Source organism: Streptomyces sp. NPDC048496, assembly GCF_043200055.1.
In the GTDB taxonomy this organism is placed as follows: domain Bacteria; phylum Actinomycetota; class Actinomycetes; order Streptomycetales; family Streptomycetaceae; genus Streptomyces.
Map to the genome: position 1 here is coordinate 321,152 of NZ_JBICXB010000003.1, position 26,446 is coordinate 347,597.

Here is a 26,446-nt window from a genome sequence, read left to right on the forward strand (position 1 = left end):
CCGGGGGCGCTGCCCCCCAGCCCCCTGGTCCTCAAACGCCGGACGGGCTGGAGCGGGCCCACAACCGGGGGCGCTGCCCCCGCACCCCCGCTCCTCAATCGCCGGAGGGGCTGGAGTGGAAATCGCCGGAGGGGCTGGAGTGGGCCCGAGGGCAGCGCCCGCGGGGATCAGAAGAACGTGCGGATGTAGTCCGTGACGGTGCCGTCCGCCTCGACAAGCGGAATCAACTGCCACTTGTCGAACGACGTGCACGGGTGCGACAGCCCCATGCCGACCCAGTCCCCGACCTCCAGTGCCGCTCCGGCCTCGGTGCGCAGCCACGCGTGCTGGTCGGACAGCTTGGTGACGGTGATGCCGGTGGCGGCCCGCACCGAACCGTCCCGCCCGGACCGCACGACCTGCGCCTGCGGAAGATCGAGGTCGTACGCCGCGTCCCGCTTCCCCGCGTTCACGAACGCCTGCTCGTCGGACGGCCGCGAGACGACCTGGGCCCAGAGACGGAACGCGGGCTGCAGGGCGCCCTCCTCCGGGACCCGGTTGAACGGGGTGAGGTGCAGGTAGTGCCCGTCGTCGTGCGAGACGTACGCCCCCGAACGCAGCAGCTTGCATACGGGACGAGTGAGTTCGGGGATCTCCGCGAAGACTTCCGCGACCGTGTCGAACCAGGCGCTGCCGCCCGCGCTGATCACGATCCGGTCGTCGGCGGCCAGTGCGGCGAACCGGTCCGCCTTGTCGAGGTCGGCGGCCACCCGGACGAGCCGCTGCAGCCAGTCCCGTACCCGCTCCGTGGACGCGTCCGGCACCTCGCCCTCGTAACCGGCGACCCCGACCAGACGCAGCGTCCCCACCGCGGCCACCGCGTCCGCGATCGCCGCGCAGTCGGCCTCGGTACGGGCACCCGTGCGGGCCCCCTCACCGGCGCCGAGTTCCACGACCACGTCCACCTGACGGACCGCACCCGCGGCGCGCAGCGCTTCGTCCATCAGCTCGACGCCGCGCACCGAGTCGACGTAACAGATGAAGTGGAAGTCGGGGTCGGAGTCCAGCTCGCCGGCGAGCCAGCGCAGTGCGACCGCGTCGACGAGCTCGTTGGCGAGGAAGATCCGTTCGATCCCGTATGCGCGGTACACGCGGACCTGGTGCGGCACGGCGGCGGTGATGCCCCACGCGCCGTGCTCCAGCTGCCGGGCGAAGAGCTGCGGCGCCATGGACGTCTTGCCGTGCGGGGCGAACGCGAGCCCGTGACGCTCGGCGTACGTCTCCAGCAGCGCGAGGTTGTGCGCGACGGACTCGGCGGAGAGGGCGAGGACGGGCGTCGTGAAGCCACCGGTGAAGAGGTTGCGGCGCTCGGCGGCGAGGGCGCCGACCGTGAGTCCGTCGGCGTCGGGCGGGAGCGACTTGAAACGGTGGTCGACCCGCTCGGCGGCGAGTTCACCGAGCGTGTGGGGAGCTGTCGCGACGTTCTCGTCGGTGGCCATGGACCCTCCTCGAAATCTGTTCGTTGCACCATATGCAACACCCGTTGCGCATATCGCTTGACGCTGTCTAACATCCGAGCCGACGCCGGGTCAATGGTGAGAGCCGGTGCGGAGCGCTGACCAGCGAGGAGCCCAGATTGTCCGGACCCGCAGCCGCGGGACGTGGAGCCGCCACCGCCGATGTCGTCTGCCTCGGTGAGTCCATGGTGACGTTCCTGCCCTCGCAGCCCGGCCGCCTCGCCGACGTCCCGTCCTTCGGGCGCGCGATCGGGGGCGCCGAGTCCAATGTCGCCTGCGCGCTCGCGGCGGCGGGACACCGCGCGAAGTGGGTCGGCCGGGTCGGTGCGGACGGGTTCGGCGACCATCTCGTCGACGCGATCGCGGCCTACGGGGTCGACACGTCGGCAGTCCGGCGCGACTCCGACCGCCCCACCGGCATCTACTTCCGTACGGCGGCGGACCGGGCGACGGGCACCCATGAAGTCGCGTACTACCGGGCCGGGTCGGCGGCTTCCGCGATGTCCCCGGCGAACGTTCCGTACGCGGACCTGCTCGACGCGCGCATCCTGCACCTGACCGGTATCACGGCGGCCCTCTCCGCGGACTGCCTGTCCCTGCTCCGTTCCCTCACCGAGCCCCGCCCGGGCCGCCCGTTGATCTCCTTCGACGTGAACCACCGCCCGCACCTGTGGCGCGCCGGCGACGAGGGGCCGGGCGTGCTGCTCGACCTCGCGCGCCGCGCCGATCTCGTCTTCGTCGGTGAGGACGAGGCGGAGGAGGCCTGGGGGCTGCGGGGCGCCGACGCCATCCGTGCGGCACTGCCGGAGCCGGCGGTGCTCGTGGTCAAGCGGGGGTCGGAGGGGGCGACGGTCTTCTCGGGGCGCCGCCCCGAACCCCGCTCCTCGATCGCCGGAGGGGCCGGTTCTTCCGTCACAACCGTCCCCGCTCTCCACGTGGACGTCGTCGCCGCCGTCGGCGCCGGCGACGCCTTCGCCGCCGGTTTCCTCTCCGCCACCCTCCGCGAGCTCTCCGTCCGCGACCGCGTCCGCCACGGCCACCTCATGGCCGCCGCCGTTCTCACCGTCCCCGGCGATCTCACCCAGCCGCCGGCCCGTGCCCAGGCCGACGAACTCGTCGCTCTCGACGACGCGGCCTGGGGGAGACTTCGTCTCGGTCCCGGCTGGACGGCAGCCGACCGCGCCGGCATCGACCGGAGCCCGGCCCCGCAGGAGGTACACCCGACATGAGCCAGACCGTCGACCGCGCGCTGAGCATCCTGCCGCTCCTCGCCGAGGGCCCCGCCGACCTCGGCCAGGTCGCCGACCGCCTCGGCGTCCACAAGTCCACCGCGCTCCGCCTGCTCCGTACGCTGCACGAACACGGTCTCGTCTACCGCCAGCAGGACCAGCGCTACCGCCTCGGCGCCCGCCTCTTCGCCCTCGCGCAGGAGGCCGTCGAGAACCTCGACGTACGCGAGATCGCCCACCCCCACCTCGTCGAGCTCAACGCGCAGTGCGGGCACACCGTCCATCTCGCGGTGTACGAGGAGGGGGAAGTCCTCTACATCGACAAGGTCGAGAGCCGCTACCCGGTCCGGATGTACTCGCGGATCGGCAAGCCCGTCGCGATCACCGTCGCAGCCGTCGCCAAGCTGCTGCTCGCGGATCTGTCCGAGCCCGAACGGCGGGCGATCGCCGAGAAGCTCGACTACCCCATGTACACGTCCCGTTCGGTCCCGAACGCCGGTGCCTTCCTCAAGGAACTCGCCGTCGTCCGCGAACAGGGCTGGGCCACCGACCTCGGCGGCCACGAGGAGTCCATCAACTGCGTCGGCGCCCCGATCCGCGGCGCGGACGGCCGTGTCGCCGCTGCCATGTCGGTCTCCGCACCCAATGTGGTGGTCACGGCCGAGGAACTCCTCACCCAGCTCCCGCTGGTGCGCCGCACCGCCGACACCATCAGCCGGGAGTACTCCGGCACTCCCCAACCCAAGAAGGCCTGAACCGCGATGACCGAGAAGACCGCCCTCACCCCCAGCACCCACACCACGCCGCCCGCCAAGTTCTCGCACGGCGTGAAGAAGGGGAACATCCTCCAGGTCGCCGGCCAGGTCGGCTTCCTGCCCGCCGATCGCGATGGGACTGGCCGGGCCCCCACCTTGGCCGGCCCGACGCTGCGCGAGCAGACCCTCCAGACGTTCGCCAACGTCAAGGCGATCCTGGAGGAGGGCGGCGCGAGCTGGGACGACGTGATGATGATGCGCGTCTACCTCACGGACGTTGACCACTTCGCGGAGATGAACGAGATCTACAACACGTACTTCGGCGAGCAGAACCTCAAGGAGGCCCCTGCCGCGCGTACGACGGTGTACGTGGGCCTCCCCAAGGGCCTGCTGATCGAGATCGACGCGCTCGCCGTCCTCAGCTGAACGGTCCCCGGCTGATCCGCCTGCCCCACCGCACCACCACGCCACACGGCACGGCGCCCCGCATCGAGGGGGGCGCCGTGCCGCACCCCACCAGCGCGGTGGTCAGACGATCATGACCGGGACGTCGTAGTGCGGGATCCACTTGTCGCGGGTGACGATCGTCATTCCCTCGGTCTGGGCCTGTGCGACCAGTATCCGGTCGAAAGGATCGCGGTGATGGGCGGGCAGCCTGCCTGCCCGTACGCCGTGTCCTGCGGTGATCGGCAGCGAAGTGAACTGGCTGTCCCGGACCCGTTCCGCCAGGTCCTTCGGCCCTTCCAGCTTGCCGAGTGACTGCTTGATCGCGATCTCCCAGGCAGAGACCGCGCTGATGTACACGGAAGGTTCCGTGTCGAGCAGGTCCTTGATCTCCCCGGAGAGTTCGGAGGAATCGTCGAGCCACCAGAGGATCACATGTGTATCGAGCAGCAGGCGCATCAGTGCATCCCGAAGGCGTCGGCGATCTCGTCGGGCAGCTCGTCGAAGTCGGCGGCGAGGTGGATCTGCCCCTTCAAGGATCCGCGTCCCGTCCGCCTGACCTTGGGGTGCAGCGGAACGACCTTGGCCACCGGCTCACCGGCCTTGCTGATCACGACTTCCTCGCCGGTGGCGACCTGTTCGAGGATGCGCGAGAAGTGGGTCTTGGCCTCGTGCACGTTGTACTGGCGGGCTGCTTCCATGGCTGCCTCACACGTGGGATCGAGAGGTGGACTAAGTGCTGGACTAAGCACAGGATCACCATAGCGCACATGCAGCAGCGCCACCGGGGGAGCGGTGGCGCTGCTGGTCAAGGACTGGTGCTCAAGGACGCCGGGTCATGGGTTACGGCAGGCCGTGGACGTGCGGGGTTCGACCAGGCGTTGCCCGACTTGGCGTCCCAGTTGGGGTGCCGGCGAGTGCCGGGGGTAGGACACGGGGTGTCGCGGGGTGGAGCGGAGGTGGAACGAGGAGGGGTGGCCACCGCTGGGCGACAATCTGGTCCAGACCAATTGAGTTGTCAAGGCTTCCGACGCCGGCGGCTGCGATCGGCGGGCTCGACGGCCGTGGTGGGCGCGATGGAATCGCGCGGTCCGGTGGTCCGGACCGCTGTCGGCCGAAGTCACCCGGAGGCACATTCCGTTGACACTTTCCGGTGATCTTTTCGCGCGCAGTTCGAGGTCTCTCGCGGGTGGGTGGGCCGAGATCGTCGGACAGTGACCGAGCCCCGCCTCCGGAGCCTGCCGTCGATCCGCGAAGATCCATTCTGACGTGCGCGAACGAATTCTAAACATGGGGAATCGGAACGGAGTCCGGTAACCCTCCGCAGTGGTACGGAACTTAACGAGTCTTGGTTTCGTCCGATTTCGCACCGACGTGTTGCGCGCGAGTCACCCCCGCGCCGCGCACACCTTGTCGTACTGGCCTCCGAAAGGTGTTCTCTGGCTGGTAAGACGTGGATAAAGTGCTGACGCAGAAGCACGGAGCAGGAGCGATTGCGGCCGTTGTCGTCACGACAACGGCCGGAGCCGAACGGGGAACCAGCGTGCCGACCGCAATAACAGTGACCAGTGCTGATCTCGTGCTGCCGTCGACCGACCAGCAGACACCGACAGCCGCTTTACTCCGGGCTCCGGAAGACCAGACCATGGACCAGGCGATCGGCGACATGCATGTGCTGCTGGAGCAGCACGGGTATGTCGTCGCCATCTACGCGGCCAACCTGCCGATCGCCCATGAGCGCAGGATGCACTCCGTCAGATCGGTCCTGGAGAGTGACCGGATCGCCCTGCTCAAGGTGGATCTGCCACCGTTGGGCATCGCCGTACTGGTGCGTCAGTTGCGTCAGTTGTCGATCTGCGACTTCAGCCCGGGGGTGGTGGCGTCCGCCGCCCGGCTGCTGCCCCACTACATCCACGCCGGCGCCCTGTTGAACTCCGTCACCAAGCTGGACCGGGTCCCGGTCAGCCTGAAGACGCACGCCAGGTCCTGGGTTCCGGGCTCCCAGTTCGCCGTCCTCGCGGGCCCGAACCCGCAGCTCATCAAGGTCGGCCCGACCGTCAAACCTCTGGACGGCCCCGAATTCGCCGCGGATCTGCTGGTCGCCAAGGGGCAGTCGCAGTCCGAATGGGTGCAACAGACCTTGGCTCCTGCATGGAAGGTCCAGGCCATTCACGAGGCCGCCCTGCCTTCCGATTCCCCCGGCTGGTGGGGGACCGGAAAGCTGGTGGAATTCGCCGCTTACCTTCCGGACATCTCCGTGCTGTACCAACTCGTCGCATCGGTAAGGCGGGAGATCTGCCGCTGGTGCGGAATGGAGCTCATCGGGGACCGTTGCGCATTCTGTACGTCACCGCTTCACGCTCCCGAGAACCGCTTGGCTTCCAGCGGTGTCCTCAGCCAGGGGGCACCTGCACCACCGGGTTCCTAGCGCGCCCGGACTCCTCCACGGCCGCATATATCCACGTACCGCTCCCCGACCACCGCTCCTGCGCCCCACTCCCTGTCATATGCCATCCCGGTCAATCTGCACACAGGGCCCATGGACAGGTCTACGCGCAGATACAGACGCAGATTCAGACATAAAACGATTTCCCGCACATCCTTCTGTCCGCTGCCCCACGCATCCGATACGAACGAGGTTGTCCGGCCCATGAACTCCCGCCAGCGCCGCGGCGTGATACTCCTGCTCCTGTCGGTCCTGTGCGCCTTCGGCGCCTTCGCCGGGGTGCTCTCGGTGATCAGCGACGTCAACTCGAAGGTCGGACCCGAGGTCTCCGCCTACCAGGTGAAGTCCAACGTCGCCCCCTACACGGCGCTGTCCGCCGGGCAGTTCAAAAAGATCACGATGCCGAAGCGCTGGCTCTCGGCCAACGCCGTGACCGACCTCGCCGAGGTCGACGGCAAGATAGCCGTCACCCAGCTGCGCGAAGGCTCGCTGCTCCAGTCGGACATGATGCAGAAGCGCCCCGAACTGCAGCCCGGTGAGCAGGAGATCGCCATCATGATCGACGCCGCTACCGGTGTCGCCGGCAAGATCACCCCCGGTGCGACGGTCAACATCTATGCCACCTTCGCCGGGGAGAAGGACGGCGACCACTCCCAGTCGAAGGTCATCGTCTCCAACGCCAAGGTCCTGGACGTCGGCAAGCTGACCGCCCTGGAGCCGAACCGCGACGGCAAGTCCAACATGGGCACCGAGGCCGTCCCGATCACCTTCGCGCTCAACACGCTCGACACCCAGCGCATCGCCTATGCCGAGTCCTTCGCGGAGCACGTACGCCTCGCGCTCGTCGCCTCCGGCAGCGACAGCACCATCCGCCCGGGCGACCGCACCTACACGCTCGACAAGGACAAGTGAGGATCGAATGACCACGAGGATCCTCCCGGCAGTCGGCGACGCCGACGCGGCCAGATCCGTCACCACCCTGCTCAGCCAGCTCCCCGACGCCGAGCCAGGGGCTCCCGTCGGCGACTCGACGCAGCTGATCGACACCCTCGCCCGGCTCGCGGGCGAGTCGCTCGACGAACTGCCCGAGGTCGTGCTGGTCCATGAGCGGATCGGCCCGGTGCCGGCTCTGGAACTGATCCGGGAGGTCTCGCTGCGCTTCCCCGCCATCGGGGTCGTGCTGATCACCGCCGACGCCAGCCCCAGCCTGTTCGCCGCGGCAATGGAGTCCGGCGCCCGCGGCCTGGTCACCCTGCCGCTGAGTTACGAGGAACTGGTCAACCGGGTCCAGTCCGCCGCCCAGTGGTCGGTCGGAGTACGCCGCCACCTGGGCACCGGAGGCGATGTCTTCACCGGTCCCGGCGGCACGGTCGTCACGGTCAGCGGCGCCAAGGGCGGTGTGGGCGCCACCGTCACCGCGGTCCAGCTCGCCCTGGCCTCCCAGACGTCGGGCCGTACGGTCGCTCTCGTCGACATGGACCTCCAGGCCGGTGACATCGCCTCGTACCTCGATGTGCAGTTCCGGCGCTCCGTCGTCGACCTGGCGGCGATCACCGACATCTCTCCCCGCGTCCTGTCCGACGCCGTGTTCAGCCACAGCTCCGGCCTCGCCCTGCTGCTGGCGCCCGGCGAGGGCGAACGCGGCGAGGAGGTCAGCGACCGGTCCGCCCGCCAGATCGTCAGCGCCCTGCGGTCGCGGTACGAGGTCGTGGTCATCGACTGCGGCAGCCAGCTCCAGGGCGCGAGCGCGGCGGCCATCGAAATGGCGGACACGGCGCTGCTCGTCACCACCCCGGACGTGATCGCGGTGCGCGGCGCGAAGCGCACCGTACGGATGTGGGAGCGGCTGCAGATCCGCAAGGCGGAGGAGACGCTCACCCTCGTCAACCGGTTCATCCGCAACACCGAGATCCAGCCCCCGCTGATCGAGAAGATCACCGGGACCCGGATGGCGAACACGGCCGTCCCCGCGAACTTCAAGGAGCTCCAGGGCGCCGTCGACGCGGGGCGGATGCATGAACTCGATGCCAAGAGCACGGTGAAGCAGGCGCTGTGGGGCCTGGCCGGAGAGCTGGGGATCGTGAAGGTCCCCGAAAACGCGGACAGGCGCGGCAAGTTCAAGAACGACCGAGGCTCGATCGGGCGCCCGCGCAGACGGCGCGACGGTGACACCGGGGGCCGTGCGACGACCGAGGAGGCACGTTGAGCCATGACGACCACCGAGATGAACGGCCCGGAGATACGGGAAACACAGGGAGTACGGGGACGGCGTTACCGCACAGCCGACCGTGAGCACGACGGCTGCCGCGTGACGGGGCGGGACCGTGACCGCGGTCAGACCGCCATCGAGTTCCTGGGCGTCACACCGCTGATCATCCTGCTGATGATTGCACTGTGGCAGTGCGCGCTGATCGGTTACACGTTCTCCCTGGCGGGGAACTCGGCGGACGAGGCCGCCCACAAGGGCGCCATCTCCGGCGGTCTGCGCGCACAGGCATGCAGGCAGGTCGCCACCGAGCACCTTCCGAAGGCATGGCGGGAGAAGTCCAGGACGACGTGCCGCTCCTCGTCCGACATGTACAAGGCCGAGGTCAAGCTCAAGGTGCCGGTCCTGGTGCCCGGCGTCCTGAACTGGCCCTTCCACGTCACCGGCAACGCCGCCGCACCGCTGGAGGGCTGAGCGATGAACACACGCACGCACACACCCGCACGCACCACCCGCCGCCGCGACCGGGGTCAGGTCGCCATCGAGTACATGGGCTTCATCCCCCTGCTGCTCCTGGTCGGCCTCCTCGCGATCCAGATGGGCGTTGCCGCGTACGCCGCCAACCAGGCGGGCACCGGCGCCCGTGCGGGAGCCCGCCTGTCCAGCATGTCCGCCAGCGGGTCCGACTGCGCGGGGGCGGGCAGGGACGCGATGAGCGACTGGACCGCGAACAGGGCCCGCTTCAGGGCGAAGCCCTCCTTCGACGAGGTCACCTGCACCGTCCGCGTCAAGGTGCCCCGCATCATTCCCGGCGTCGACATCTGGGGCTGGGCCGAACGGAGCTCCACGATGCCCCGCACCTGACCCCACAGCGCCCCGCACGTACGGCTGAGGCCCCACCGGTAAGCCAGAACGAGGAGTTACGGACATGAGTCTGCGGGCACGCGTCACCGCCCCCGAGAAGCAAAGCGGGGCGCGGGAGGACGGCCACATGGTCGCCACCTACCGCGCCAAGCTGCTCGAAGAGATCGACCTGGCGGAGATGTCCTCGCTCGCCGCAGCAGACCGGCGAGCCAGGCTGGAGCGCGTCCTCAGCCACATCATCAGCCGTGAGGGGCCGGTCCTCTCGACCGTCGAACGCACCCAGTTGATCCGCCGGGTCGTCGACGAGGCCCTCGGTCTCGGCATTCTGGAACCGCTCCTGGAAGACGCGTCCATCACCGAAATCATGGTGAACGGGCCTGACCAGATCTTCGTCGAGCGCAGCGGCAAGGTCGAGCAGCTCCCGATGCGCTTCGGTTCGCACGAGCAGCTGATGCAGACCATCGAGCGCATCGTGTCCACCGTCAACCGCCGGGTGGACGAGTCGAATCCGATGGTCGACGCCCGCCTGCCCAGCGGCGAGCGTGTCAACGTGATCATCCCGCCGCTCTCTCTGTCCGGTGCGACGCTCACCATCCGACGGTTCCCGAGGGCGTTCACGCTCCAGGAGATGATCAACGTCGGCTCGCTCGACGAGCAGATGCTGATCCTGCTCTCCGGGCTCGTCCAGGCCAAGCTCAACGTCATCGTCTCCGGCGCCACCGGCACGGGTAAGACGACCTTGCTCAACGCGCTCTCCGGGCTCATCCCGGACAGCGAGCGCATCGTCACCATCGAGGACTCCGCCGAGCTCCAGCTCCAGCAGAGCCATGTGATCCGGCTCGAGTCCCGCCCGGCGAACGTCGAGGGGAAGGGCCAGATCACCATTCGTGACCTGGTCCGCAACTCCCTGCGTATGCGCCCCGACCGGATCGTCGTCGGTGAGGTCCGTGGCGGCGAGTCGCTGGACATGCTGCAGGCGATGTCGACCGGTCACGACGGCTCGCTCGCCACCGTCCACGCCAACAACGCCGAGGACGCGCTCATGCGTCTGCAGACCCTGGCGTCGATGTCCGAGATCAAGATCCCGTTCGAGGCACTGCACGACCAGATCAACAGCGCCGTCGACGTCATCGTCCAGCTCACCCGGCACGCCGACGGTTCCCGCAAGGTCACCGAGATCGCCGTCCTCGACTCGCACGGCCGCGATCCCTACCGCATCGTGACCGTCGCCCGGTTCAACGCCCAGCCGATGGCCGCCGACGGGCGGATCTACGGCGAGTTCCAGTACCTCCCGATCCCGCGCAAGATCGCCGACCGTCTCTACATGGCCAGCCAGCCCATCCCGCAGGCCTTCGGAGTCGCCGCGTCCGCCGAACAGCTCGCCACCCGAGAGGCCAACTAGGTACCTGTGCCATGACAAATCTTCCTCTTCTCACGATCGGCGTCACGCTGCTCTGCGGCGTGACGGGCGTCATGGGCCTGCACGCCTACACCGGCGGCAAGGCCGACCGGGACGCGCTGGTCGACCGGCTGTCGCACACCGGCCAGATCCCCGAGGCGGGGCGCCACCGCCGCTTCCGGGGTGTCGACCGCAGGCTGCGCAAGACCGGTCTGGGCCGCAAGCTCGAACTGAAACTGGCGGCCACCGGTCTCGAGATCACGCCCGGCGAGTTCTTCGTCTACGCGCTCGCCGCCATGGCCGGACTGTGGATGATCGCCTCGTCGATCCTCGCCAGCTTCTTCGGCCCGGTCGCGGCCCTCATCGGGCTGTGGGGCACCAACGCCTTCCTGAACTGGCAGCGGACCAAGCGCACGGAACGCTTCATCAACCAGCTCCCCGAACTCGCCCGCATCCTCGCCAACGCCACCCAGGCCGGCCTCGCCCTGCGGACGTCCATCAGCATGGCGGCGGACGAGATGGAGGACCCGGCGGGCGAGGAACTGGCCCGGGTCGCCCGCCGCCTCGCCGTCGGGGAATCCCTCGACGATGCCTTGAGTGAAGTCACCGACCGGCTGCCCTCCCGCGAACTCGTCGTCCTCGTGACGACCCTCGTGCTGTCCAACCGGGCCGGCGGTACGGTCGTCAGCTCCCTGCGCAACCTCACCGAGACGCTGGAGGAGCGCAAGGAGACCAGGCGCGAGGTCAAGACCCAGCTCTCCCAGGTGACGGTCACCGCCTACGCGGTCCCTGCCTTCGGCCTGGGCGCCATGCTTCTGATGAACGCGGTGATGCCCGGCGCGCTCGACCGCATGACCGGTGCCCTCATCGGCCAGGTCGCGGTGGTCATCTCCATCGCCCTGTACGCGATCGGATTCATCGTGATCCGCCGCCTGTCCCGGATCGACGTCTGATGGGCGGGGCGCACATGAACCTGCTGCTCGCCGGTGTCATGGGACTGGCGGTGTACGGAATCATCGCCGGTATCCGCATGTACCGGCGCGACGCGAAGCTCCCCAGCGACCTCGCGATCGCCCTGGAGGTCGGCGCCACCCGCACCACCGCGGTCGGTTCCGGCATCGACCGGATGGGCATGCGCTGGGCCCCCATGGTGCTGCGGATGATGGGCCCCAAGGCGGTCAACAAGAAGCGTCGCCAGATCGATATGGCGGGCAACCCGGGCGGTCTGACCATCGACCGCTACGCCGCCCGCCGCTTCGTCTACGGCGCCCTCGGCGCGTTCGGCGCGCTCACGATGTTGATGCGCGGGCAGCTCTTCCTCGCCATTCTGCTGATCGCCTTCGGCCTGTTCTGGGTCGAGGTCGGCATCTGGGCGGCGGTCCGCGTCCGACGCGACCATATCGACCGGACGCTCCCCGACTTCCTCGACGTCCTTGCCGTCGTCGTCTCCGCGGGCCTCGGCTTCCGCCAGGCGCTGGGGCGCGTCGCGGAGAAGTACGAGGGCCCGTGGGCCGACGAACTCCGCATCACGCTGCGCCAGATGGACATGGGGGTCAGCCGCCGCGAGGCGTTCGAGCAGCTGCGTAAGCGTAACGACTCGGAACAGGTCGCGATGTTCGTGACCACGCTCCAGCAGGGCGAGGAGCTCGGTGCGCCGATCGTCGAGACGCTGATCCAGATCGCCAACGACATGCGGCGCACGGACGCCCAGAACGCCCGCCGGAAGGCGGCCAGGGCCGTCCCCAAGGCGACCTTCGCGGTCACCTCCTTCCTGCTCCCCGGGACGCTTGTGCTGCTGACGGTCGGGTTCGTCTACGGAGCCAACGTCGACTTCAGCTTCCTCACGGGCGGATGACATGGACAGCGGAGCCGATGACCACGATCCACGGAGGAGGTGACAGGCACATGTCGTTCCCACTCGGCAGCGCGCAGACGGGACTGGCGTCGGACGTACGCCAGGCGATCGCCGACCCCGGGCCGCGCCCGGCGTTCGCGATCCAGCTCAACGCGCTCCAGGCGATGTGCCGGCAGGTCTTCGGGTTCCGGCTCGCCATGATCGGTATGGCAACCCCGTTCGCGATCGCGCACACGGAGCCGGGACCGGCCACCTGGCTGATCGGCTCGGCGATCCTCGTCACCTTCATGGGCTCGTACGTCCTCTTCCGGGACTGGGAGCGCTTCGGCCCTGTTCTGCTCCGCCACCCCTGGCTGCTCGGCATAGACGCACTGTTCGGCGCCCTGCTGCTGATTACCGCCACGCCCGAGTCCACCCTCGCGTATGTCACCGTGTGCACCCCGCTGCTCGCCGGACTCGTCTACGGCTGGCGGGGCGCGGCAGTCTTCGCAGCACTCCAGACGGTGATCGTCTTCGGCGTGTACGCCACCGACCCGAAGCTGGAGCCCGCCGACGCGACAGCCTTCCTCCTCCCCGGCTTCTGCGTGATCGCGGGCGCCGTCGGGGTCACCCTGCGCAATCTGCTCCTCCGCTTCGGCACGGCCAGCCAGGCGCTCACCGAGACCAGGGCACGGCTCGCGGTGAACGAGGCGGTGGAGGGCGAGCGCACCCGGCTCGCCCGGGAGATGCACGACTCGGTGGCCAAGACCCTGCACGGTCTGGCGCTGGCCGCCGACGGTCTGGCCGGCTCTTCCGACCGGATGGATCCGCTCACCGTCAAGCACCAGGCCGAACTGGTCGCCCGGTCCGCCCGCCGGGCGGCGGCGGAATCGCGGGAACTCCTCTCCGACCTGCGCCGCGAGTCCGGACTCGACGGGGGAGTGGACGTCGTCAGCGAGCTCCGCGCCCGCGCGGATGACTTCACCCACCGCCGCGGACTCACTGCCACCTTCCGGATGCTCAACGAGGCCCCGGTCCCGTCCGTGCCGCAGGTGGTCGCCCGCCAGCTGCTCACGGTCGCCTCCGAAGCGATGGAGAACGCCCATCGCCATGCCCACCCCACCTATCTCGTCGTGCTCGCAGGCGTGAAGGGCGATGTCCTGCGCGTCAGCGTGTACGACGACGGGCGCGGCCTGCCCCCGGGCACGACGCTCGACGACCTCAGGCGCGCCGGTCACTTCGGTCTCGTCGGCATGGTCGAACGCGCCGCGTCCATCGGTGCCCGTATCCGCATCGGCAAGGGCAAGGCGGCCAAGGGCACCGAAGTACGCCTGGAACTCCCGGTGGCCGCTCTCGCCGCCGGTCCGGAAACACAGCAAGTGAACTGACCCGTTCCACCCCACCCCCACCCCCCATAGATCCTGAGAGGAGGTCGCAGAATGCCGGATGATGTCTCCCGCGCTTCGGGCCAGAGCTGGGCGGCACAGAACCACACCTCCCAGCACACGTCCTCGCACCTCACCCCGCTCAACTCGGAGCTCAGCTCCTCCGGGTTCCCCATTCCCCAGCAGCCCGCGGCATCCGAGGTCACACCTTCCTTCCCCGCAGCCCCGCCCATGGCTCTCCCCAGCCCCCTGCGGGTCGTCGTCGCCGACGACAACCCCGTGGTCCGGGCCGGCCTGGGCGTCCTGCTCTCCGGCCGCGAGGACATCGACGTCGTGGCGGAGGCCGCGGACGGCCGCCAGGCCTACGACATGGCCGTGCAGCACCGCCCGGACGTCGTCCTGCTCGACGTCCGCATGCCGGGCGTCGACGGCATCTCGGCCCTGCCCCACCTCGTACGGGTGGCCCCCGTCATGATGCTGACCTACAGCCGCGAGAGCGAGATCGTCCACGAGGCGCTGCGGCTGGGCGCCGGTGGCTATCTGGTGCACGGCGAGTTCACGGCGGACCAACTGGTGCAAGCGGTACGGGACACCAAGAGCGGCCGCGCCCACTTCACCGCGACCGCGGCGAACGCGCTCCTGGCCCATATGCGGCAGGGAACGGGACCACAGGGGCAACCCCTTCCGGAAGGGCTGGGAACGGCGCTGACCACGGGCGTTCCTCAGCCGAGGTCCGGATACGACGGACACCCCGCGGGCGTGATGCAGCAGAACGGTGCGCATGCACATGGCTCCGGTCCCGAAATGGTTCCACCTGCGGCGCAACCGGTCCGATCCACTCAAGGTCTTTCGCATCTGCAATCAGGTGTGGCACAGTCTTCACTGACCGGGACGCCGGGATCGGCACCCAACAGACAGCAGTACGGGCTGAGTTCGCGGGAGGTGGAGGTCATGGAGCTGATCGCGTCCGGCATGAGCAATCAGCAGATCGCCGCCACCTGCTTCATCAGCGAGAAGACGGTCAAGAACCACATCAACCGCATCTTCACCAAGCTCCACAGCGGCAGTCGCAGCGAGGCGATCGCCCGCTGGCTCGGCACGGCCCCAGCGGGCGGGTCCGGCGCGCGGGGGACTGGTGGCCGTGGCTGAGACGGAGATCCGGGCGTCGGACAGCGGTACGGAGAGCGGGACCCAACTCCCCCTTTGGGCCCGGGAATGGGCCCTGGGACCCTCTGGAGGGCAGGGTACGCGGCCGTATGTTTCTCATGTCGCCAGCGGGACCGGCCAGGAGGAAGCCGGTACCGCGGGTGGCACCAGAGAAACGTGCGAGTCGGCCGGCTACCGGTCGGCCGAACCCGGAGGGGAACACCATGTCGAACATCACCCTGAAGACCGCCGTCCGCGTCAACGGCTGGGCCAACACCGCCGTCAGCAAGATCCAGAAGCGTTACGAGGCCAAGGACCGCGGCCAGACGGCCTTCGAGTACCTGGGCATCATCCTGGTGGTCGTGGCGATCATCGGTGCGATCGTGGCGACGGGTATCGGTGGTGCGATCTCGACCCGGATCTCCAGCCTCGTGACCTCGATCACCGCGGGCTGATGATTGGTCGTCGACGCCGCGATTCAGGGCAGGCCTTCCCCATCTATGTAGTGATGGTGGCGGGCCTGCTCTTTCTCGCTGTGGCGTTCTTTGCTGTCGGCAAGGCTGCGGCTTTGCGTAATGGGGCCCAGGGTGCGGCGGACGCCGCCGCACTGGCTGCGGCTCGGCAGGTTCGTGAGGACCTGGAATCCCAGTTCCTCGCGGCGCTGCCCGAGCGACTGCTGCCCGTGTTCCTGGCGGGTCATGGAGTTTCTCCGGGGATGCCGTGCGCCGAGGCACAGAGGCTCGCCACGGCCAACAAGGCAGATGCCATTGACTGCCAGGTGCGGCCGGGCGGTTCACGCGACATGGTCACGGTTAAGACCGAGAGCCGCAAGACGGTGGACTCGCCGGTGATTCCTGGTTCGAACAAGACGACGGCAAGGCAACATGCCACTGCGGTCATCCAATTCCGGTGCTCGTGGCATTCCGCGGACTTCAACGACGACAGCGTCGAGGACATCTACTTCTTCAGCTGCGACAAGGGTGGCATGGTCGAAATCAGGCCGAGCAGCCCCCCGCCCTGGTCCGAGGTGAGCAAGATTCTCTTCGACGTCCACCTGATCGACGACTGACAGCGAACGACGACTAAAGGAATCAGAACCCATGAGCATTCGGCGCACCACCAAGTCCCGAAGGGTTGTGGCAGCTGTCTCGCTGACAGCGGCACTTGCCCTGGCCGTCACCGGGTGCGGTGCTGACGACGGCGGAAAGACGAAGGACACCGGTTCCTCGTCGTCCTCCACGCCTTCCAAGTCCTCCGACGGGGACAAGGGCGCGCAACAGGAAGACACCGCTGCCGGGGACAACGTGGACCCGAATGTGAAGCTTGCCGAGGCCAGGGGACAGGACGGAGTCACGCTTACCATCAATCAGGTGAAGCGTGACTCCGGTGGTTTTGTCACTGTGCAGGGTGAAATCAAGAACGAGAGCGATACGCCCAAACCGACTGGAGGCTGGGGCGGTTCTGAAGAGGCAATTGTGGGTAGGAACAACAACTCGGTCGCTGGCGCCGCACTGATCGACAAGGTCGGGAAGAAGCGCTACTACGTCCTGCGGGACACCGATAACCGATGCCTGTGCACGACAGGAATCCTGCCGCTTCAGCCGGGTAAGTCGACTCCCGTGTTCATGCAGTTCCCTGCGCCGCCCAGTACCACAACTGAGGTCGACTTCATGTTGCCGACCTTCGCCACCACCTCGCTGAAGATCTCCGGGTGATGGCCGACATGACCCACATCCGTATCCTCCGCAGGCCACCGCGCCTCGCGGGACACGCCATCGCGGCCACCCTGCTGATGGCCAGTGTCACCGTCCTGGGTGCCTCGCAGGCGGTTGCCGACGACGGCCCCAGCGTGCCGCCCGGCACCGAGGCGTCATCGGTGCCGCCCGTCCAGGTGGACGGCAACGACCCTGACCTCAAGATGGCCGAGGGGGCCACACTCGCCCCGGCCAAAGTCCTCGACATCATCCAGGTCGTCGAGGACCAGGGCGGCGAGGAGCGCCGCGAGGACAGCAACGCCAGCGTCAAGTTCGCGCTCCAGGCCGAGGTCCTCTTCGGCAAGGACAGCGCGAAGCTGAGCGCGGCGGCCAAGTCCCGTATCGCGGCGGTCGCGGCCGAGATCAAGAAGCAGAACGCGACCAAGGTGCGCGTCTTCGGCTTCACCGACAATCTCGGGTCATCCGCGCACGGTGACGTCCTGTCCAAGCAGCGTGCTGATGCGGTGCACGGCGTGCTGGTTCAGTCGCTCGGATCGACGATTACCTTCGAGATCCGCGGTTACGGTGAGCAGTACCCGATCGCCGACAACAGCACGGAAGAGGGCCGGAAGAAGAACCGGCGCGTGGAGGTCTCCTTCCCGCGCGGCAGCGCTTCCTGACCCATCCGCGTAGGCAAAGGGCCTGTAGGGTCTCAAAACTCGCTGCATAATCTCAGCGGGAACTGCACGGCGGCGGCACTTATGCCGCCGCCGTGAGACTCGCAGGTCGGAGCGTCACCTATTCGGGTGATGAGAACAGTGGTCCGTCCCGCGCCCGCGGGCACCAAGCCGCTGACCAGCGGGGGCGTCAGACGCTGCCGCGCCACTACACCGCTCTGCGGGAAATGACCGAACGAGGGAACGTTCGCGGCCCCTCAGTCGATACAGAACTCGTTGCCCTCAATGTCCTGCATCGGAATGCACGAATCGTTGCCGTCATACAGCGTTCGCACGTGTACCGCGCCGAGCGGGACCAGTCGTGCGCACTCGGCCTCAAGTGCGGCGAGGCGCTCTTCACCTACCAGTCCGGTGCCGACCCGCACGTCAAGATGCAGCCGGTTCTTGGCGGCCTTCCCTTCGGGGACGCGCTGGAAGTACAGTCGCGGGCCCACACCTGAAGGATCACTGCAGGCGAACCATGAATCCCGCTGCTCAGGTGGCTGCGAGCGCTTGAATTCGTCCCAAGTGGCAAACCCCTCCGGTGGCGGCGGTACGACGTACCCCAACACCTCGCACCAGAAACGAGCGAGGCGCTCAGGTTCTGCGCAGTCGAAGGTGACTTGGAACTTCTTGATCGACATCACAGGGCCACCATATTGGCGCGTCCTGCTCAGCGAAACCCCCAGGGTGTCATCGCCGCGCAGGTCGAGCGCCTTGCGTCAGGAGTACGGACTCACCGCGGAGCTTCCTGTTTCGGAGTGGGAAGGCCACGATCCGGAGCAGCTCACCCAAGGGGAGTTCGACGAAGTCTGGGACGGCGCCCGGCGGAGCATCACAGCCCGACTTCGTTGATCCATCGGCCATCCGAGCCGGCCCTGAAGAAATGCCACGGAACTGAGACACAGGTACGTGGACAGGAGCTGAGACAGCTCAGAAACCCACTGGTCAGAGCTGTTCCCTATGCCGCGAGCCGCGAGATCCTACAAGGGCCCGGCTCCGCGATCACGTCGCGGAGCCGGGCCCTGCGGCGTTACAGGAGGTGGTCCGCCTTGCCGGCCTTGATGTCGCGGATCATCTGCTGAAGCGCCTCGCGGCTGTCGGTGAGGTACTGGTCCTCCTGGCCGACGAGAGCGATGTAGCTGTTGCCCTGTGCGTCGGTTCCTATCCGATAGCAGGAGTTCCCCTCGCCGCAGAACGGGTCTTCCCAGTTGACGTCAGACATCGGTCATCCCCTCAGAGTTGGCGTGCGATGGTGTGGATGAAATCCCGCGACTCGCTCGGCGGCAGGGCGATTCCTTCCATCCAGTCCAGGTGGGCCCGGTACTTCGCCAGCTGCGCATCCGAATAGACGAATACCGGTCCGTGCGAGCTGTCGATCTGTACCGTGTCGAGTTGCGGCACGATCCCCTCCGCATAAAAGACCGTCTGGCCTGCCCCAGGGAATGCCCCCGCTTCGAATGGAATGACCAGCAGCGTCACGTTCGATTGCTCGGACTTCTTCAGCAGGTGATGGAGTTGGGCGCGGGCTACGTCACGGCCGCCGAACTGCATACGAAGCGCGGCCTCGTGGACGATGCCGGTATACGGCGGCGGCGTCTCCCCGTCCAGGACCTCCTGGCGCTCCACCCGGTGAGCCAGCCGGAGCGCGATCTCGCGCTCCGGCAGCTGGGGGATCACGACGCGGAACAGTGCCAGGGCGTGGTCCGTAGTCTGAAGAAGGCCCGGGATGTGCATGGAATAGGCAGCCTGCATGCGTAGGGAGTGTGCCTCCAACTCGGCGATATCAAGCAGTCCTTGGGGCAGAGTGCCACGGTACTTCTCCCACCAACCGCGACTGCGCGGCTGGGCCATCTCGATGAGCGCATCGATGTACTTATCGTCCGTGCATTCGCAGTTGCAGGCCAGTGTGCGCAGGCGGTCGGGACTGATTGGGCGCGCTCCGGACTCGATGTTCGAGATCTTCCCGCGGTCCATGCCGAGCAAGCCGGCCGCGAACTCGGCTGATACATCAGCCGCCGTGCGCATTCTCCGCAGTTCGGCCCCAAGTCGCTTCTGGCGCTCGGTAGGAGACGTCCTTGCTGCCATGCCGTTCCTTTCCGCGTGCGGTCACGGGCAGTCTGCCGCCTGTACGTGCGACTCGACCACGAAAGGGTTCATTTCCCACCAGGGAGGGGTTATTTTACCCTCGCCCCTCTACATTGGGTAACGCACTGCTCACGCTGCGATGGGCCGGAAGTGCATCGCGCGGTCCTGCCCGCAACCTCCTGCCCTGGGAGGGGCAGCCCGTGCCAGGGAGACAAGCCACTGCTCATCCCGCAGCGCTGGAGCCATCTGTGCGCATCGACGCGAAAGAGACCGCCAACTCGTCACCCGTACAAGGGGAGTCAGTCATGCAATCTCCGCGCGCCGCGCTCTGCCCGGTAGCCACCGAGGAGCCCTCGCCCGCCCCGTACCCGCATTCGCCCCCGTATCCGAAGCGCCGCGCCGAGCGGGGGCTCGCGCTCAGCCTCACTCTTCCCGGCGATCCGCGGAGCGCGGCGATCGGGCGCAACGCGGTCACCGCCTCGCTGCGGGCCTACGGGCTCACTGCCTACATCTGGCCGGCCGCGCTCGTGCTGGGCGAACTGGTCGGTGTCACCACGACCATGACCCCGGGCCGGGAGCTCTACGTCTCCGTACGGCACCGGGACAACGCCCTCCGGGTCGTCGTCTGGGACCAGCACCCGCGCCACTGCGACCCGGACGCCGTCGCGCTCTGCGAGGCGCGGCGCAGACGGGCGCTGTGGCTGCTGGCGGCGGCCGTGGACGACTGGGGCGGGGAGTGGGACGTCAGCGACGCGCTGCCACCGCACGCAGGCATCAAGTCCTGGGTGGTGCTGCCGCGCTGACAGGCCCGTTCTGACAGACCCGTTCCGACAGGGCCAGTGCCGCCAGGGCCTCCGGGGCGCCGGACTGACCCCGGACTCCGGGGAAGGCGTTGATGTCCACGATCAGCGGGGCGCCGTCGCCCGTGTCGATGATGTCCACGCCGTAGACGTCCAGTGCGAAGACCTCGCCGACCCGGCGCACCAGGGCGGGCCAGCCGGGCGGCAGGTCATCGGGGGCGAGCGGCAGTGTGGGGCCCCGCCCCTCGGGCGAGAGTTCGGAACGACGCAGGGCGGCGAACAGCTGGTCTCCGATCGCCCACAGTTTATGGTCCCAGCCGCTGTTCGGTGCGAACTCCTGGACCACGACCGGCTCCTGTGGCCATGTGGCGGCGAGCTCCCGCAGTTGTGTGTCGCTGTCGAGGCGAGCCACCAGGTCGTGCCTTCGGCTGTGCCGGCTCTTGACCACCACTGGGCCGGGGAGCGGTGGGCCGGACGCCAGTTGAGCGAGTGTGGTGTAGGTGCGGGTGGCCGCGAACGGGAGGCCGGCCCGCCGGGCATGTTCCGCCATCGCTGTGCGGTCCTGGCACAGCGCGGTCGCCGCAGCCGAGTTCACCACTCGGGCGCCGCGCTGCTCCAGGGCGCGGGCGAGAGCCAGGGCACGCGGCGTACGCGACTTCAGCAGGTAGACGCCGGCGAGCGGCTCGGGGACTTCTGCCACCGTTCTCGGGTCCAGCGTCTCCACGTGATGCCCGGGGGTGAGCAGGGCGGCGGTGTCGACCAGCAGCGGATGACCGGGATCGGGCGTGACCAGGACGATTCTCATACGTTCTTGCCCGCCGCCACGGGAACCTGCACCAGGTGTGGGCGGAGTGTCAACGGCGTCCCGCCGGCCGCGTCGCGCTGTTCCGGCGGACGGGCGGAGGCCGGCTCGGCCGCGCCGGACGCCTGGCCTGCGCGGGCCAGCCCGAGCACGGCTCGTGCCACCCGCGCCGCCGCGTCTGGGACCTGACGGAAGCTGGGGAAGTCGTTCACATCGACGACCACGGGGCCGTCCGGCCCCAGCACCACGTCCACACCATAAAGATCGAGGCCGTAGACCACCCCGACCTGGGCAGCTATCGCGGCCACCTCGGCCGACAGCGGCACGCGGCGTTCCCGCACCGAGTGGTCCGGGTGGAGCGGGGAGCGGCGTTCGGTCGCGTACAGTTCGCCGCCGACGCTGTACACCTTGACGTCGGTGCCCGAGTTGGTCACGTACGGCTGGGCGATGAGCATTCCCTCTCCCGCCAGTTCGGGGATCACCGTGGCGAGCCGGTCCGGCGACGGCACCAGGTGCACGGCCCGCCCCGAGCTGCCGTCGGCGGGCTTGACCACCAGTGGGTACTCCGACGCCGGAATCTCGGCCAGCAGCTCAGGCCGCGCCGCCGCGTAGGTCGGCGGCAGAGGAAGCCCACGGCTGCGACCGATAGCTGCTGCCAGCGCCTTGTCCCGTACACCTCGTATCGACCGGGCGTCGTTGACCGTCGTCATCCCGCCCGAGGCCGCGGCTTCGAGCAAGGTGAGCCCTGGGCCGCCGGAGACCGTCTTGAGAACCCACGCGTCATGGGTGCTCGCCTGCACCGCCTCAGTCATGCGCAGCAGGGAACCGCCCGGCCGCAGCACGTCCACCTGGTGCCCCCAGGAGACCAGTTGACGGATCACCTCAACCGGCATGCCGTCGTGGCGGTATTGCTCCTCCACCAGAAAGCAGAGCTTCATCGATCTTCCCCGCGACCCCGGACGCCTGCCCTTACCGTTCGGCATCCTGTGACGTCACAGGATGTCATGAACCGTTCTGCGGCCAGGGAGGCCGGACTACTCCTGAAGCGCCGCCAACTTCTCTGTGTCCTCGCGGCCGCCGCCACCGGGTCGCGGTTCTCCACGACCCGGACTCCTTCGACGCGGTGGACGACGACGCGGCGACGCACGACGCAAAGGTCTTTACAGCACCCCCGGGGAAAACTCCCTTCCCAACCACACTGCTCCCGTCACTCGCGCGGGTGAGATTGGCCAATTCAGCTGGATTTCGGCCCGGTTGGTCGGCATATGCTCGCCGCGACAAACAACCCCAGACATGTGACGGCCCCCGGCCAGGACGGGAATCCTGATCGAGGGCCTGACCATCAAGGAAGTTCGGAGCTTCCCGATGGATAGCCAGCAGATTACCGCGCCCTCGCGCGCTCCGTCCCGCGTACGCGGGAGCGTCACACCGCCGTCCGGTGTCGTGCACATCAACTCCCGGCACACCAGCCGCTTCACGGTTGTCGGCAATCACCTCACCCAGCATCGTGAGCTGTCCCTCACGGCGATCGGTCTTGCCGCACACATCCAGTCGCTGCCCACCGGAGCCAAGATCGGCATCAGGTTCCTCGCCGACCGCTTCCCGGAGAGCGAGCCCCGCATCGCCGCCGCCCTGCGCGAACTCGAGGCCCACGGCTACGTGCGGCGCACCCGGGAACGGCTCCCCAGCGGCCAGGCCGTCACCTGCACGGTCTTGTACAACCAGCCGAGCTCCGACGCCGCCCGCACCGCAGCGCCCAAGCCGCAGCCCGGGCCCGAGCTCAGCCCCAGCCACACGGCCTCCAGGCACCCGGCCGCGACGATGCCACCGACTCCCGCACCGTCACCGGCACCCGCCCAGCCCCCGATGCCGGAGCCCACCCCCGCGCCCGAACCCCGGCCGAACGCGGAGGCCTCCGCCCTCACCCCCGCACCGCAGCCGCGGGCACACCCGCGCCCGCCGCTGCCCCAGCCGCAGGTGCCCGACCTGGACCGTCACCGCGCGGCCGTCGCTGTCCTGGCCGACCTGCGCCGCCATGAACCCCGCCTGCTCCTGGCCGAGAACGACATCCACCGCCTCGCTCCTGCCGTAGCCGCCTGGCTCGAACGCGACGCCCACCCCGACGCCGTACGCCACACCCTCACCACTGACCTACCCGAGCCCCTCAGACAACCGGCAGGCCTCCTCGCCCACCGCCTCATCACCCACCTGCCACCCCCGCTCCCGGCGGCGCCCACCCCCGTATCCGCACCACGGCCGCACCCCCTCCAGGACTGCGGCGGATGCGACCGCCTGTTCCGCGCTCCCGAACCCGGCCGTTGCCGCGACTGTCGTACGGCTGTACCGGAAGCCGCCTGACGCGAACGCCACCACCCCACCCGCCGCGATCAAAGGGAACCCCATGGTCAGCTCGCCCCACGAGGCGATGCACCGCATCTTCCAGGAGTACCCGGGTCTGTTCTCCCGCGTCTCCGACGTACTCGGCGTCGCGTTCGCCCCGCCCGCCTCGGCCACCGTTCTCACCGAGGCCCGGCCCGTCGAACGCCGCGTCGACACCCTGCTGCGCATCGACACACAGGACGACGAGACCTTCCTCCTCGCCATCGAGGCCCAGGGCAAGAAGGACCCGGACAAGCCCGCCAGCTGGGCGTACTACCTGTCCTTTCTGCACACGAAGTACCGGCTGCCGCCCCTGTTGCTGGTCGTCTGCCAGGACCGAGCCACCGCCGAATGGGCATCCCGCCCGTTTCCCGTCGGCCCCCGGCAATGGCCGGCGCTCACCCTGCGCCCCCTCGTCGCGGGACCACACAACATGCCGGTGATCACCGACGTGGCCAAGGCCCGCAAGGACCTGGCGCTCGCCACACTGGCCGCGATCACACACGCCTGCGATCCGGACATCGGTGTCATACTGAAAACCCTGTCCGCCGCTCTGCGGGACGCACCGGAGGCAATCGCCGACCCCATCGTCGAACTCACCGCACAGGGCCTGGGTAACCGCCCGGCCGCACAACAGTGGAGGAACCTGGTGGCCGTGGATCTTTCTTTCTACAAGTCGTCCCTCTCGGAAGAAATCCGGGACGAAGGCCGCGTTGAAGGCCTCGCGTACGCCATTCTTGCAATCCTCGAACAGCGCGGTGTCGACGTCCCCGACGAGGTCCGCGAGCGGATCACCGGCTGCGACGACCCTCAGGTCATGCACCCGTGGCTCAGCCGCGCCGTCACCGCCACCACTGCCGCCGACATCTTCCCCGAGGATTAGCCCGTCTCGCCGAGGCCCACCGGTGTTCTCCACTTCTGGCCACCCTGTGGGTACTGGAAGACAACCCCGCCAGCACCCGGACCCCGGTTACGGCCCCGGAAACTGACCCTGCCCCGTCCACGGCGTCCGTGCCACGGCCCGACGGCGGTCCGGGGCCGGTGCGGCTTGCTGCCGGCTCCGCGGGGCTGCTGGTGGACCGGGTCATCGGTCACCGGGACCGTCGTCGCGCAGCTTCCGCCAGAGGCGGGTGCGGTGCAGCACGTAGAGGAACTCGGCCCGCACGGATTCGCCTTCTCTGCCGAGCCACGTCAAGTCCTCGGCTTCCAGGCCCAGCTCGTGCGCGATCGGCTGTTCGTCGGGCGATGCCTCCTCGGCAGCTCGATGACCACGAGCGGGAAACGGGACGCCGCGAGACGCTCACGTGCCTCCGACACGTGTGTACGGGCAACGATCCCTTGCGGCATCGACACCACCGATACGATCATCGTCCCTCATCATGGATCACTGGCTCCAGGATCTGCCAGCCTGTGCACCCCCCGAAGTCCACGCACACGGAGGGACCCATTCGCACCGTCGGTGGTCCCGAACGGGTGAGGATCGATCCGCCGACATCCGGTCGGGCCGGGCAGCGGGCTGACGGCACCCGGTTCGGCAAGGCCGTCGTCGGCTGTCACCCTGGCCTCGGCACCCGTCCGGCCGTACAGGCCATGCCTGTACGGCCGGATGCGCCTAACATGACGAGGACTGCACAGGGTTGCCGAAGGTGTCCGGCGTGGAGGAGTGGACGTGAAGCTCGGTCTGCACTACTGGAACTACTCGCAGCCGGCCGACCCCGCGCTCATCGCGCCCACGCTCGCCGAGTCGGCGCGGATCGCCGACCAGGGCGGGGTCGCGTCGTTCACGGTGATGGACCACTACTTCCAGATGGACACCCCGCAGAGCGCGGCCGACGAACCGATGCTGGAGGGGTATACGACCCTCGGGTACGTGGCCGCGCTGACCCAGCGGATGACGCTCGGGCTGATGGTCTCGGGCGTGATGTACCGCCACCCCGGCCTGCTCGCGAAGATCGTCACCAGTCTCGACGTGCTCTCCGGCGGCCGGGCGGTGCTCGGGCTCGGTGCCTCCTGGTACGAGCGGGAGCAGTGCGGGCTCGGGGTGCCGGTCGTCCCGGTGGCGGAGCGGTTCGAGCGGCTCGAGGAGACGCTCCAGATCTGTCTGCAGATGTGGAGCGAGGACGACGGTCCGTACGAGGGGCGGCACTACAAGCTGGCCGAGACGCTCTGCGTGCCGGAGCCGATCGGGGAGCGGCCGCCGATCATGATCGGCGGCGGGGGCGAGAAGAAGACGCTGCGGCTGGTCGCCCGGTACGCGGACGCGTGCAACCTGTTCGCCACCGACGTCGACGAGGTGGCCCACAAGCTCGACGTTCTGCGGGAGCACTGCGCGGCGGTGGGGCGCGACTACGACGCCATCGAGAAGACCCTGATGTTCAGCAGGCCGGTCCTGGACGAGACCGATGCGTTTCTCGCCGACGTCGAGGCGTACGCGGAGCTCGGCATCAGCGCGGTCCAGGTGCTGCCGGACCGGCACCCGGTCAGCTTCGCCGAACAGCTCGTCGCGCGCATCGTGCCCAGGCTCGCCACGATCGGCCAGTAGAGCCCGGTGACGCGGCCGGCCTCGGGGTCACCCGTTCCAGGATCGACCGGTCAACCTGGGGGCGGGTCCGTAAGGCCGGGCCCGGCGCATGTTCCGGCCGGGTTCGGCCGCACACCGGCACGTCTTGTCAGTAGGCCGAGTTGACGTGGTCGATGGAGCCGTAGCGGTGGGCGGCGTAGTTGGCGGCGGCGGTGATGTTGGCGACCGGGTCGTAGATGTTC

Annotated in this window: 29 protein-coding genes and 1 pseudogene; 21 read left to right on the top strand and 9 right to left on the bottom strand. The window is 68.5% G+C overall.

Translation table 11 applies throughout. The features are described from left to right. Positions 1 to 167: 167 nt before the first annotated feature. Positions 168 to 1,478: an alanine racemase gene (locus tag ACGFSA_RS05860; RefSeq protein WP_393300187.1), complete on the bottom strand. Its 1,311-nt coding sequence runs from the start codon at positions 1,476 to 1,478 to the stop codon at positions 168 to 170. Positions 1,479 to 1,615: 137 nt separating this feature from the next. Here ACGFSA_RS05860 and ACGFSA_RS05865 point away from each other — a divergent pair, with 137 nt between their 5' ends. From ACGFSA_RS05865 to ACGFSA_RS05875, 3 genes are read left to right on the top strand one after another with little or no spacing between them, the layout of a single operon-like run. Beyond that, positions 1,616 to 2,725 carry a sugar kinase gene (locus ACGFSA_RS05865; protein WP_393300190.1) on the top strand — a complete coding sequence of 370 codons (1,110 nt, stop codon included), beginning with the start codon at positions 1,616 to 1,618 and terminating at the stop codon, positions 2,723 to 2,725. Next, positions 2,722 to 3,480, top strand: coding sequence for an IclR family transcriptional regulator (locus ACGFSA_RS05870; protein WP_393300193.1), 759 nt, complete (start codon positions 2,722 to 2,724; stop codon positions 3,478 to 3,480). The genes ACGFSA_RS05865 and ACGFSA_RS05870 overlap by 4 nt, the downstream gene beginning before the upstream one ends. A 6-nt stretch (positions 3,481 to 3,486) precedes the next feature. Continuing rightward, complete coding sequence (locus tag ACGFSA_RS05875) at positions 3,487 to 3,906, top strand: RidA family protein (RefSeq protein WP_393300196.1); 420 nt, start codon at positions 3,487 to 3,489, stop codon at positions 3,904 to 3,906. Positions 3,907 to 4,008: 102 nt separating this feature from the next. Here ACGFSA_RS05875 and ACGFSA_RS05880 read toward each other — a convergent pair whose 3' ends face one another. Together ACGFSA_RS05880 and ACGFSA_RS05885 are read right to left on the bottom strand one after the other, a co-directional pair. After that, positions 4,009 to 4,383, bottom strand: coding sequence for a type II toxin-antitoxin system VapC family toxin (locus tag ACGFSA_RS05880; protein ID WP_393300199.1), 375 nt, complete (start codon positions 4,381 to 4,383; stop codon positions 4,009 to 4,011). Continuing rightward, positions 4,383 to 4,625, bottom strand: coding sequence for a type II toxin-antitoxin system prevent-host-death family antitoxin (locus tag ACGFSA_RS05885; RefSeq protein WP_366690015.1), 243 nt, complete (start codon positions 4,623 to 4,625; stop codon positions 4,383 to 4,385). The genes ACGFSA_RS05880 and ACGFSA_RS05885 overlap by 1 nt, the downstream gene beginning before the upstream one ends. A gap of 860 nt (positions 4,626 to 5,485) precedes the next feature. On the opposite strand from ACGFSA_RS05885, the gene ACGFSA_RS05890 reads away from it, so the two are divergent. From ACGFSA_RS05890 to ACGFSA_RS05955, 14 genes are all read left to right on the top strand, one after another. Next, positions 5,486 to 6,352 (top strand): hypothetical protein, encoded by an 867-nt coding sequence (locus ACGFSA_RS05890; protein WP_393300203.1) that lies wholly within the window; start codon positions 5,486 to 5,488, stop codon positions 6,350 to 6,352. 222 nt (positions 6,353 to 6,574) lie between these two features. Further along, entirely contained in the window at positions 6,575 to 7,282 is a 708-nt protein-coding gene (cpaB, locus tag ACGFSA_RS05895) for a Flp pilus assembly protein CpaB (RefSeq protein WP_393300206.1), read from the top strand. Positions 7,283 to 7,289: 7 nt separating this feature from the next. Next, entirely contained in the window at positions 7,290 to 8,576 is a 1,287-nt protein-coding gene (locus ACGFSA_RS05900; protein WP_393300209.1) for a CpaE family protein, read from the top strand. A 3-nt stretch (positions 8,577 to 8,579) separates the two neighbouring features. Further along, positions 8,580 to 9,050: a TadE family protein gene (locus tag ACGFSA_RS05905; protein ID WP_393300212.1), complete on the top strand. Its 471-nt coding sequence runs from the start codon at positions 8,580 to 8,582 to the stop codon at positions 9,048 to 9,050. A 3-nt stretch (positions 9,051 to 9,053) separates the two neighbouring features. After that, positions 9,054 to 9,440 carry a TadE/TadG family type IV pilus assembly protein gene (locus ACGFSA_RS05910; RefSeq protein WP_393300215.1) on the top strand — a complete coding sequence of 129 codons (387 nt, stop codon included), beginning with the start codon at positions 9,054 to 9,056 and terminating at the stop codon, positions 9,438 to 9,440. A gap of 64 nt (positions 9,441 to 9,504) precedes the next feature. Beyond that, positions 9,505 to 10,842 (top strand): CpaF family protein, encoded by a 1,338-nt coding sequence (locus tag ACGFSA_RS05915; protein ID WP_393300218.1) that lies wholly within the window; start codon positions 9,505 to 9,507, stop codon positions 10,840 to 10,842. An 11-nt stretch (positions 10,843 to 10,853) separates the two neighbouring features. Next, positions 10,854 to 11,792: a type II secretion system F family protein gene (locus tag ACGFSA_RS05920; RefSeq protein WP_393300221.1), complete on the top strand. Its 939-nt coding sequence runs from the start codon at positions 10,854 to 10,856 to the stop codon at positions 11,790 to 11,792. 14 nt (positions 11,793 to 11,806) lie between these two features. Further along, positions 11,807 to 12,694, top strand: a complete 888-nt coding sequence (locus tag ACGFSA_RS05925; protein WP_393300301.1) for a DUF5936 domain-containing protein — start codon at positions 11,807 to 11,809, stop codon at positions 12,692 to 12,694. 50 nt (positions 12,695 to 12,744) lie between these two features. Next, the gene (locus tag ACGFSA_RS05930) at positions 12,745 to 14,061 is read left to right on the top strand and encodes a sensor histidine kinase (RefSeq protein ID WP_393300224.1); all 1,317 of its coding nucleotides are present in this window, start codon (positions 12,745 to 12,747) and stop codon (positions 14,059 to 14,061) included. A gap of 51 nt (positions 14,062 to 14,112) precedes the next feature. Further along, positions 14,113 to 15,207 carry a response regulator gene (locus ACGFSA_RS05935; protein ID WP_393300227.1) on the top strand — a complete coding sequence of 365 codons (1,095 nt, stop codon included), beginning with the start codon at positions 14,113 to 14,115 and terminating at the stop codon, positions 15,205 to 15,207. 221 nt (positions 15,208 to 15,428) lie between these two features. After that, positions 15,429 to 15,659: a hypothetical protein gene (locus ACGFSA_RS05940; protein ID WP_393300230.1), complete on the top strand. Its 231-nt coding sequence runs from the start codon at positions 15,429 to 15,431 to the stop codon at positions 15,657 to 15,659. Further along, complete coding sequence (locus ACGFSA_RS05945) at positions 15,659 to 16,273, top strand: pilus assembly protein TadG-related protein (RefSeq protein ID WP_393300233.1); 615 nt, start codon at positions 15,659 to 15,661, stop codon at positions 16,271 to 16,273. Before ACGFSA_RS05940 ends, ACGFSA_RS05945 begins: the two co-directional genes overlap by 1 nt. Before the next feature lie 31 nt (positions 16,274 to 16,304). Beyond that, positions 16,305 to 16,919: a hypothetical protein gene (locus tag ACGFSA_RS05950; protein ID WP_393300236.1), complete on the top strand. Its 615-nt coding sequence runs from the start codon at positions 16,305 to 16,307 to the stop codon at positions 16,917 to 16,919. A gap of 77 nt (positions 16,920 to 16,996) precedes the next feature. Then, entirely contained in the window at positions 16,997 to 17,578 is a 582-nt protein-coding gene (locus tag ACGFSA_RS05955) for an OmpA family protein (protein WP_393300304.1), read from the top strand. Positions 17,579 to 17,832: 254 nt separating this feature from the next. Here the strand turns inward: ACGFSA_RS05955 and ACGFSA_RS05960 are convergent, their stop codons facing one another. The 3 genes from ACGFSA_RS05960 to ACGFSA_RS05970 all read right to left on the bottom strand — a co-directional run bounded on the left by ACGFSA_RS05960 (position 17,833) and on the right by ACGFSA_RS05970 (position 19,702). Next, a complete protein-coding gene (locus tag ACGFSA_RS05960; RefSeq protein WP_393300239.1) occupies positions 17,833 to 18,261 on the bottom strand; it encodes a VOC family protein in 429 nt (142 codons plus the stop codon). Positions 18,262 to 18,647: 386 nt separating this feature from the next. After that, the gene (locus ACGFSA_RS05965; protein WP_393300242.1) at positions 18,648 to 18,839 is read right to left on the bottom strand and encodes a hypothetical protein; all 192 of its coding nucleotides are present in this window, start codon (positions 18,837 to 18,839) and stop codon (positions 18,648 to 18,650) included. 11 nt (positions 18,840 to 18,850) lie between these two features. Next, positions 18,851 to 19,702, bottom strand: coding sequence for a helix-turn-helix domain-containing protein (locus ACGFSA_RS05970; RefSeq protein ID WP_393300245.1), 852 nt, complete (start codon positions 19,700 to 19,702; stop codon positions 18,851 to 18,853). 305 nt (positions 19,703 to 20,007) lie between these two features. Here ACGFSA_RS05970 and ACGFSA_RS05975 point away from each other — a divergent pair, with 305 nt between their 5' ends. Next, a complete protein-coding gene (locus ACGFSA_RS05975) occupies positions 20,008 to 20,505 on the top strand; it encodes an ATP-binding protein (protein WP_393300247.1) in 498 nt (165 codons plus the stop codon). Here ACGFSA_RS05975 and ACGFSA_RS05980 read toward each other — a convergent pair. Beyond that, positions 20,477 to 21,307 carry a RimK family alpha-L-glutamate ligase gene (locus ACGFSA_RS05980; RefSeq protein WP_393300250.1) on the bottom strand — a complete coding sequence of 277 codons (831 nt, stop codon included), beginning with the start codon at positions 21,305 to 21,307 and terminating at the stop codon, positions 20,477 to 20,479. The two genes, ACGFSA_RS05975 and ACGFSA_RS05980, sit on opposite strands and share 29 nt — an antisense overlap. Next, complete coding sequence (locus ACGFSA_RS05985) at positions 21,304 to 22,242, bottom strand: RimK family alpha-L-glutamate ligase (RefSeq protein WP_393300253.1); 939 nt, start codon at positions 22,240 to 22,242, stop codon at positions 21,304 to 21,306. Before ACGFSA_RS05985 ends, ACGFSA_RS05980 begins: the two co-directional genes overlap by 4 nt. A 427-nt stretch (positions 22,243 to 22,669) precedes the next feature. Here ACGFSA_RS05985 and ACGFSA_RS05990 point away from each other — a divergent pair, with 427 nt between their 5' ends. From ACGFSA_RS05990 to ACGFSA_RS06000, 3 genes are all read left to right on the top strand, one after another. Next, on the top strand, positions 22,670 to 23,662 hold the full coding sequence (locus ACGFSA_RS05990; protein ID WP_393300256.1) for a helix-turn-helix domain-containing protein: 993 nt from the start codon (positions 22,670 to 22,672) through the stop codon (positions 23,660 to 23,662). 43 nt (positions 23,663 to 23,705) lie between these two features. After that, positions 23,706 to 24,566 (top strand): hypothetical protein, encoded by an 861-nt coding sequence (locus ACGFSA_RS05995; protein WP_393300259.1) that lies wholly within the window; start codon positions 23,706 to 23,708, stop codon positions 24,564 to 24,566. Positions 24,567 to 25,352: 786 nt separating this feature from the next. After that, positions 25,353 to 26,225, top strand: a complete 873-nt coding sequence (locus ACGFSA_RS06000; protein ID WP_393300261.1) for an LLM class F420-dependent oxidoreductase — start codon at positions 25,353 to 25,355, stop codon at positions 26,223 to 26,225. 127 nt (positions 26,226 to 26,352) lie between these two features. Here ACGFSA_RS06000 and ACGFSA_RS06005 read toward each other — a convergent pair. Then, positions 26,353 to 26,446 (bottom strand): annotated as a pseudogene (locus tag ACGFSA_RS06005) (lytic transglycosylase); the annotation flags it as partial.

What these genes read in the sequence shown, in the direction of transcription:
- ACGFSA_RS05955 (WP_393300304.1), top strand. Translation starts at nt 16,997, where the DNA reads ATGGCCAGTGTCACCGTCCTGGGTGCCTCGCAGGCGGTTGCCGACGAC.
- ACGFSA_RS05995 (WP_393300259.1), top strand. Translation starts at nt 23,706, where the DNA reads ATGGTCAGCTCGCCCCACGAGGCGATGCACCGCATCTTCCAGGAGTAC.
- ACGFSA_RS05980 (WP_393300250.1), bottom strand. Translation starts at nt 21,307, where the DNA reads ATGAGAATCGTCCTGGTCACGCCCGATCCCGGTCATCCGCTGCTGGTC.
- ACGFSA_RS05870 (WP_393300193.1), top strand. Translation starts at nt 2,722, where the DNA reads ATGAGCCAGACCGTCGACCGCGCGCTGAGCATCCTGCCGCTCCTCGCC.
- ACGFSA_RS05905 (WP_393300212.1), top strand. Translation starts at nt 8,580, where the DNA reads ATGACGACCACCGAGATGAACGGCCCGGAGATACGGGAAACACAGGGA.
- ACGFSA_RS05940 (WP_393300230.1), top strand. Translation starts at nt 15,429, where the DNA reads ATGTCGAACATCACCCTGAAGACCGCCGTCCGCGTCAACGGCTGGGCC.
- ACGFSA_RS05880 (WP_393300199.1), bottom strand. Translation starts at nt 4,383, where the DNA reads ATGCGCCTGCTGCTCGATACACATGTGATCCTCTGGTGGCTCGACGAT.
- ACGFSA_RS05920 (WP_393300221.1), top strand. Translation starts at nt 10,854, where the DNA reads ATGACAAATCTTCCTCTTCTCACGATCGGCGTCACGCTGCTCTGCGGC.
- ACGFSA_RS05925 (WP_393300301.1), top strand. Translation starts at nt 11,807, where the DNA reads ATGAACCTGCTGCTCGCCGGTGTCATGGGACTGGCGGTGTACGGAATC.
- ACGFSA_RS05990 (WP_393300256.1), top strand. Translation starts at nt 22,670, where the DNA reads ATGGATAGCCAGCAGATTACCGCGCCCTCGCGCGCTCCGTCCCGCGTA.
- ACGFSA_RS05935 (WP_393300227.1), top strand. Translation starts at nt 14,113, where the DNA reads ATGCCGGATGATGTCTCCCGCGCTTCGGGCCAGAGCTGGGCGGCACAG.
- ACGFSA_RS05970 (WP_393300245.1), bottom strand. Translation starts at nt 19,702, where the DNA reads ATGGCAGCAAGGACGTCTCCTACCGAGCGCCAGAAGCGACTTGGGGCC.
- ACGFSA_RS05975 (WP_393300247.1), top strand. Translation starts at nt 20,008, where the DNA reads ATGCAATCTCCGCGCGCCGCGCTCTGCCCGGTAGCCACCGAGGAGCCC.
- cpaB (WP_393300206.1), top strand. Translation starts at nt 6,575, where the DNA reads ATGAACTCCCGCCAGCGCCGCGGCGTGATACTCCTGCTCCTGTCGGTC.
- ACGFSA_RS05950 (WP_393300236.1), top strand. Translation starts at nt 16,305, where the DNA reads ATGAGCATTCGGCGCACCACCAAGTCCCGAAGGGTTGTGGCAGCTGTC.
- ACGFSA_RS05910 (WP_393300215.1), top strand. Translation starts at nt 9,054, where the DNA reads ATGAACACACGCACGCACACACCCGCACGCACCACCCGCCGCCGCGAC.
- ACGFSA_RS05985 (WP_393300253.1), bottom strand. Translation starts at nt 22,242, where the DNA reads ATGAAGCTCTGCTTTCTGGTGGAGGAGCAATACCGCCACGACGGCATG.
- ACGFSA_RS05915 (WP_393300218.1), top strand. Translation starts at nt 9,505, where the DNA reads ATGAGTCTGCGGGCACGCGTCACCGCCCCCGAGAAGCAAAGCGGGGCG.
- ACGFSA_RS05965 (WP_393300242.1), bottom strand. Translation starts at nt 18,839, where the DNA reads ATGTCTGACGTCAACTGGGAAGACCCGTTCTGCGGCGAGGGGAACTCC.
- ACGFSA_RS05885 (WP_366690015.1), bottom strand. Translation starts at nt 4,625, where the DNA reads ATGGAAGCAGCCCGCCAGTACAACGTGCACGAGGCCAAGACCCACTTC.
- ACGFSA_RS05900 (WP_393300209.1), top strand. Translation starts at nt 7,290, where the DNA reads ATGACCACGAGGATCCTCCCGGCAGTCGGCGACGCCGACGCGGCCAGA.
- ACGFSA_RS05945 (WP_393300233.1), top strand. Translation starts at nt 15,659, where the DNA reads ATGATTGGTCGTCGACGCCGCGATTCAGGGCAGGCCTTCCCCATCTAT.
- ACGFSA_RS05875 (WP_393300196.1), top strand. Translation starts at nt 3,487, where the DNA reads ATGACCGAGAAGACCGCCCTCACCCCCAGCACCCACACCACGCCGCCC.
- ACGFSA_RS05860 (WP_393300187.1), bottom strand. Translation starts at nt 1,478, where the DNA reads ATGGCCACCGACGAGAACGTCGCGACAGCTCCCCACACGCTCGGTGAA.
- ACGFSA_RS05930 (WP_393300224.1), top strand. Translation starts at nt 12,745, where the DNA reads ATGTCGTTCCCACTCGGCAGCGCGCAGACGGGACTGGCGTCGGACGTA.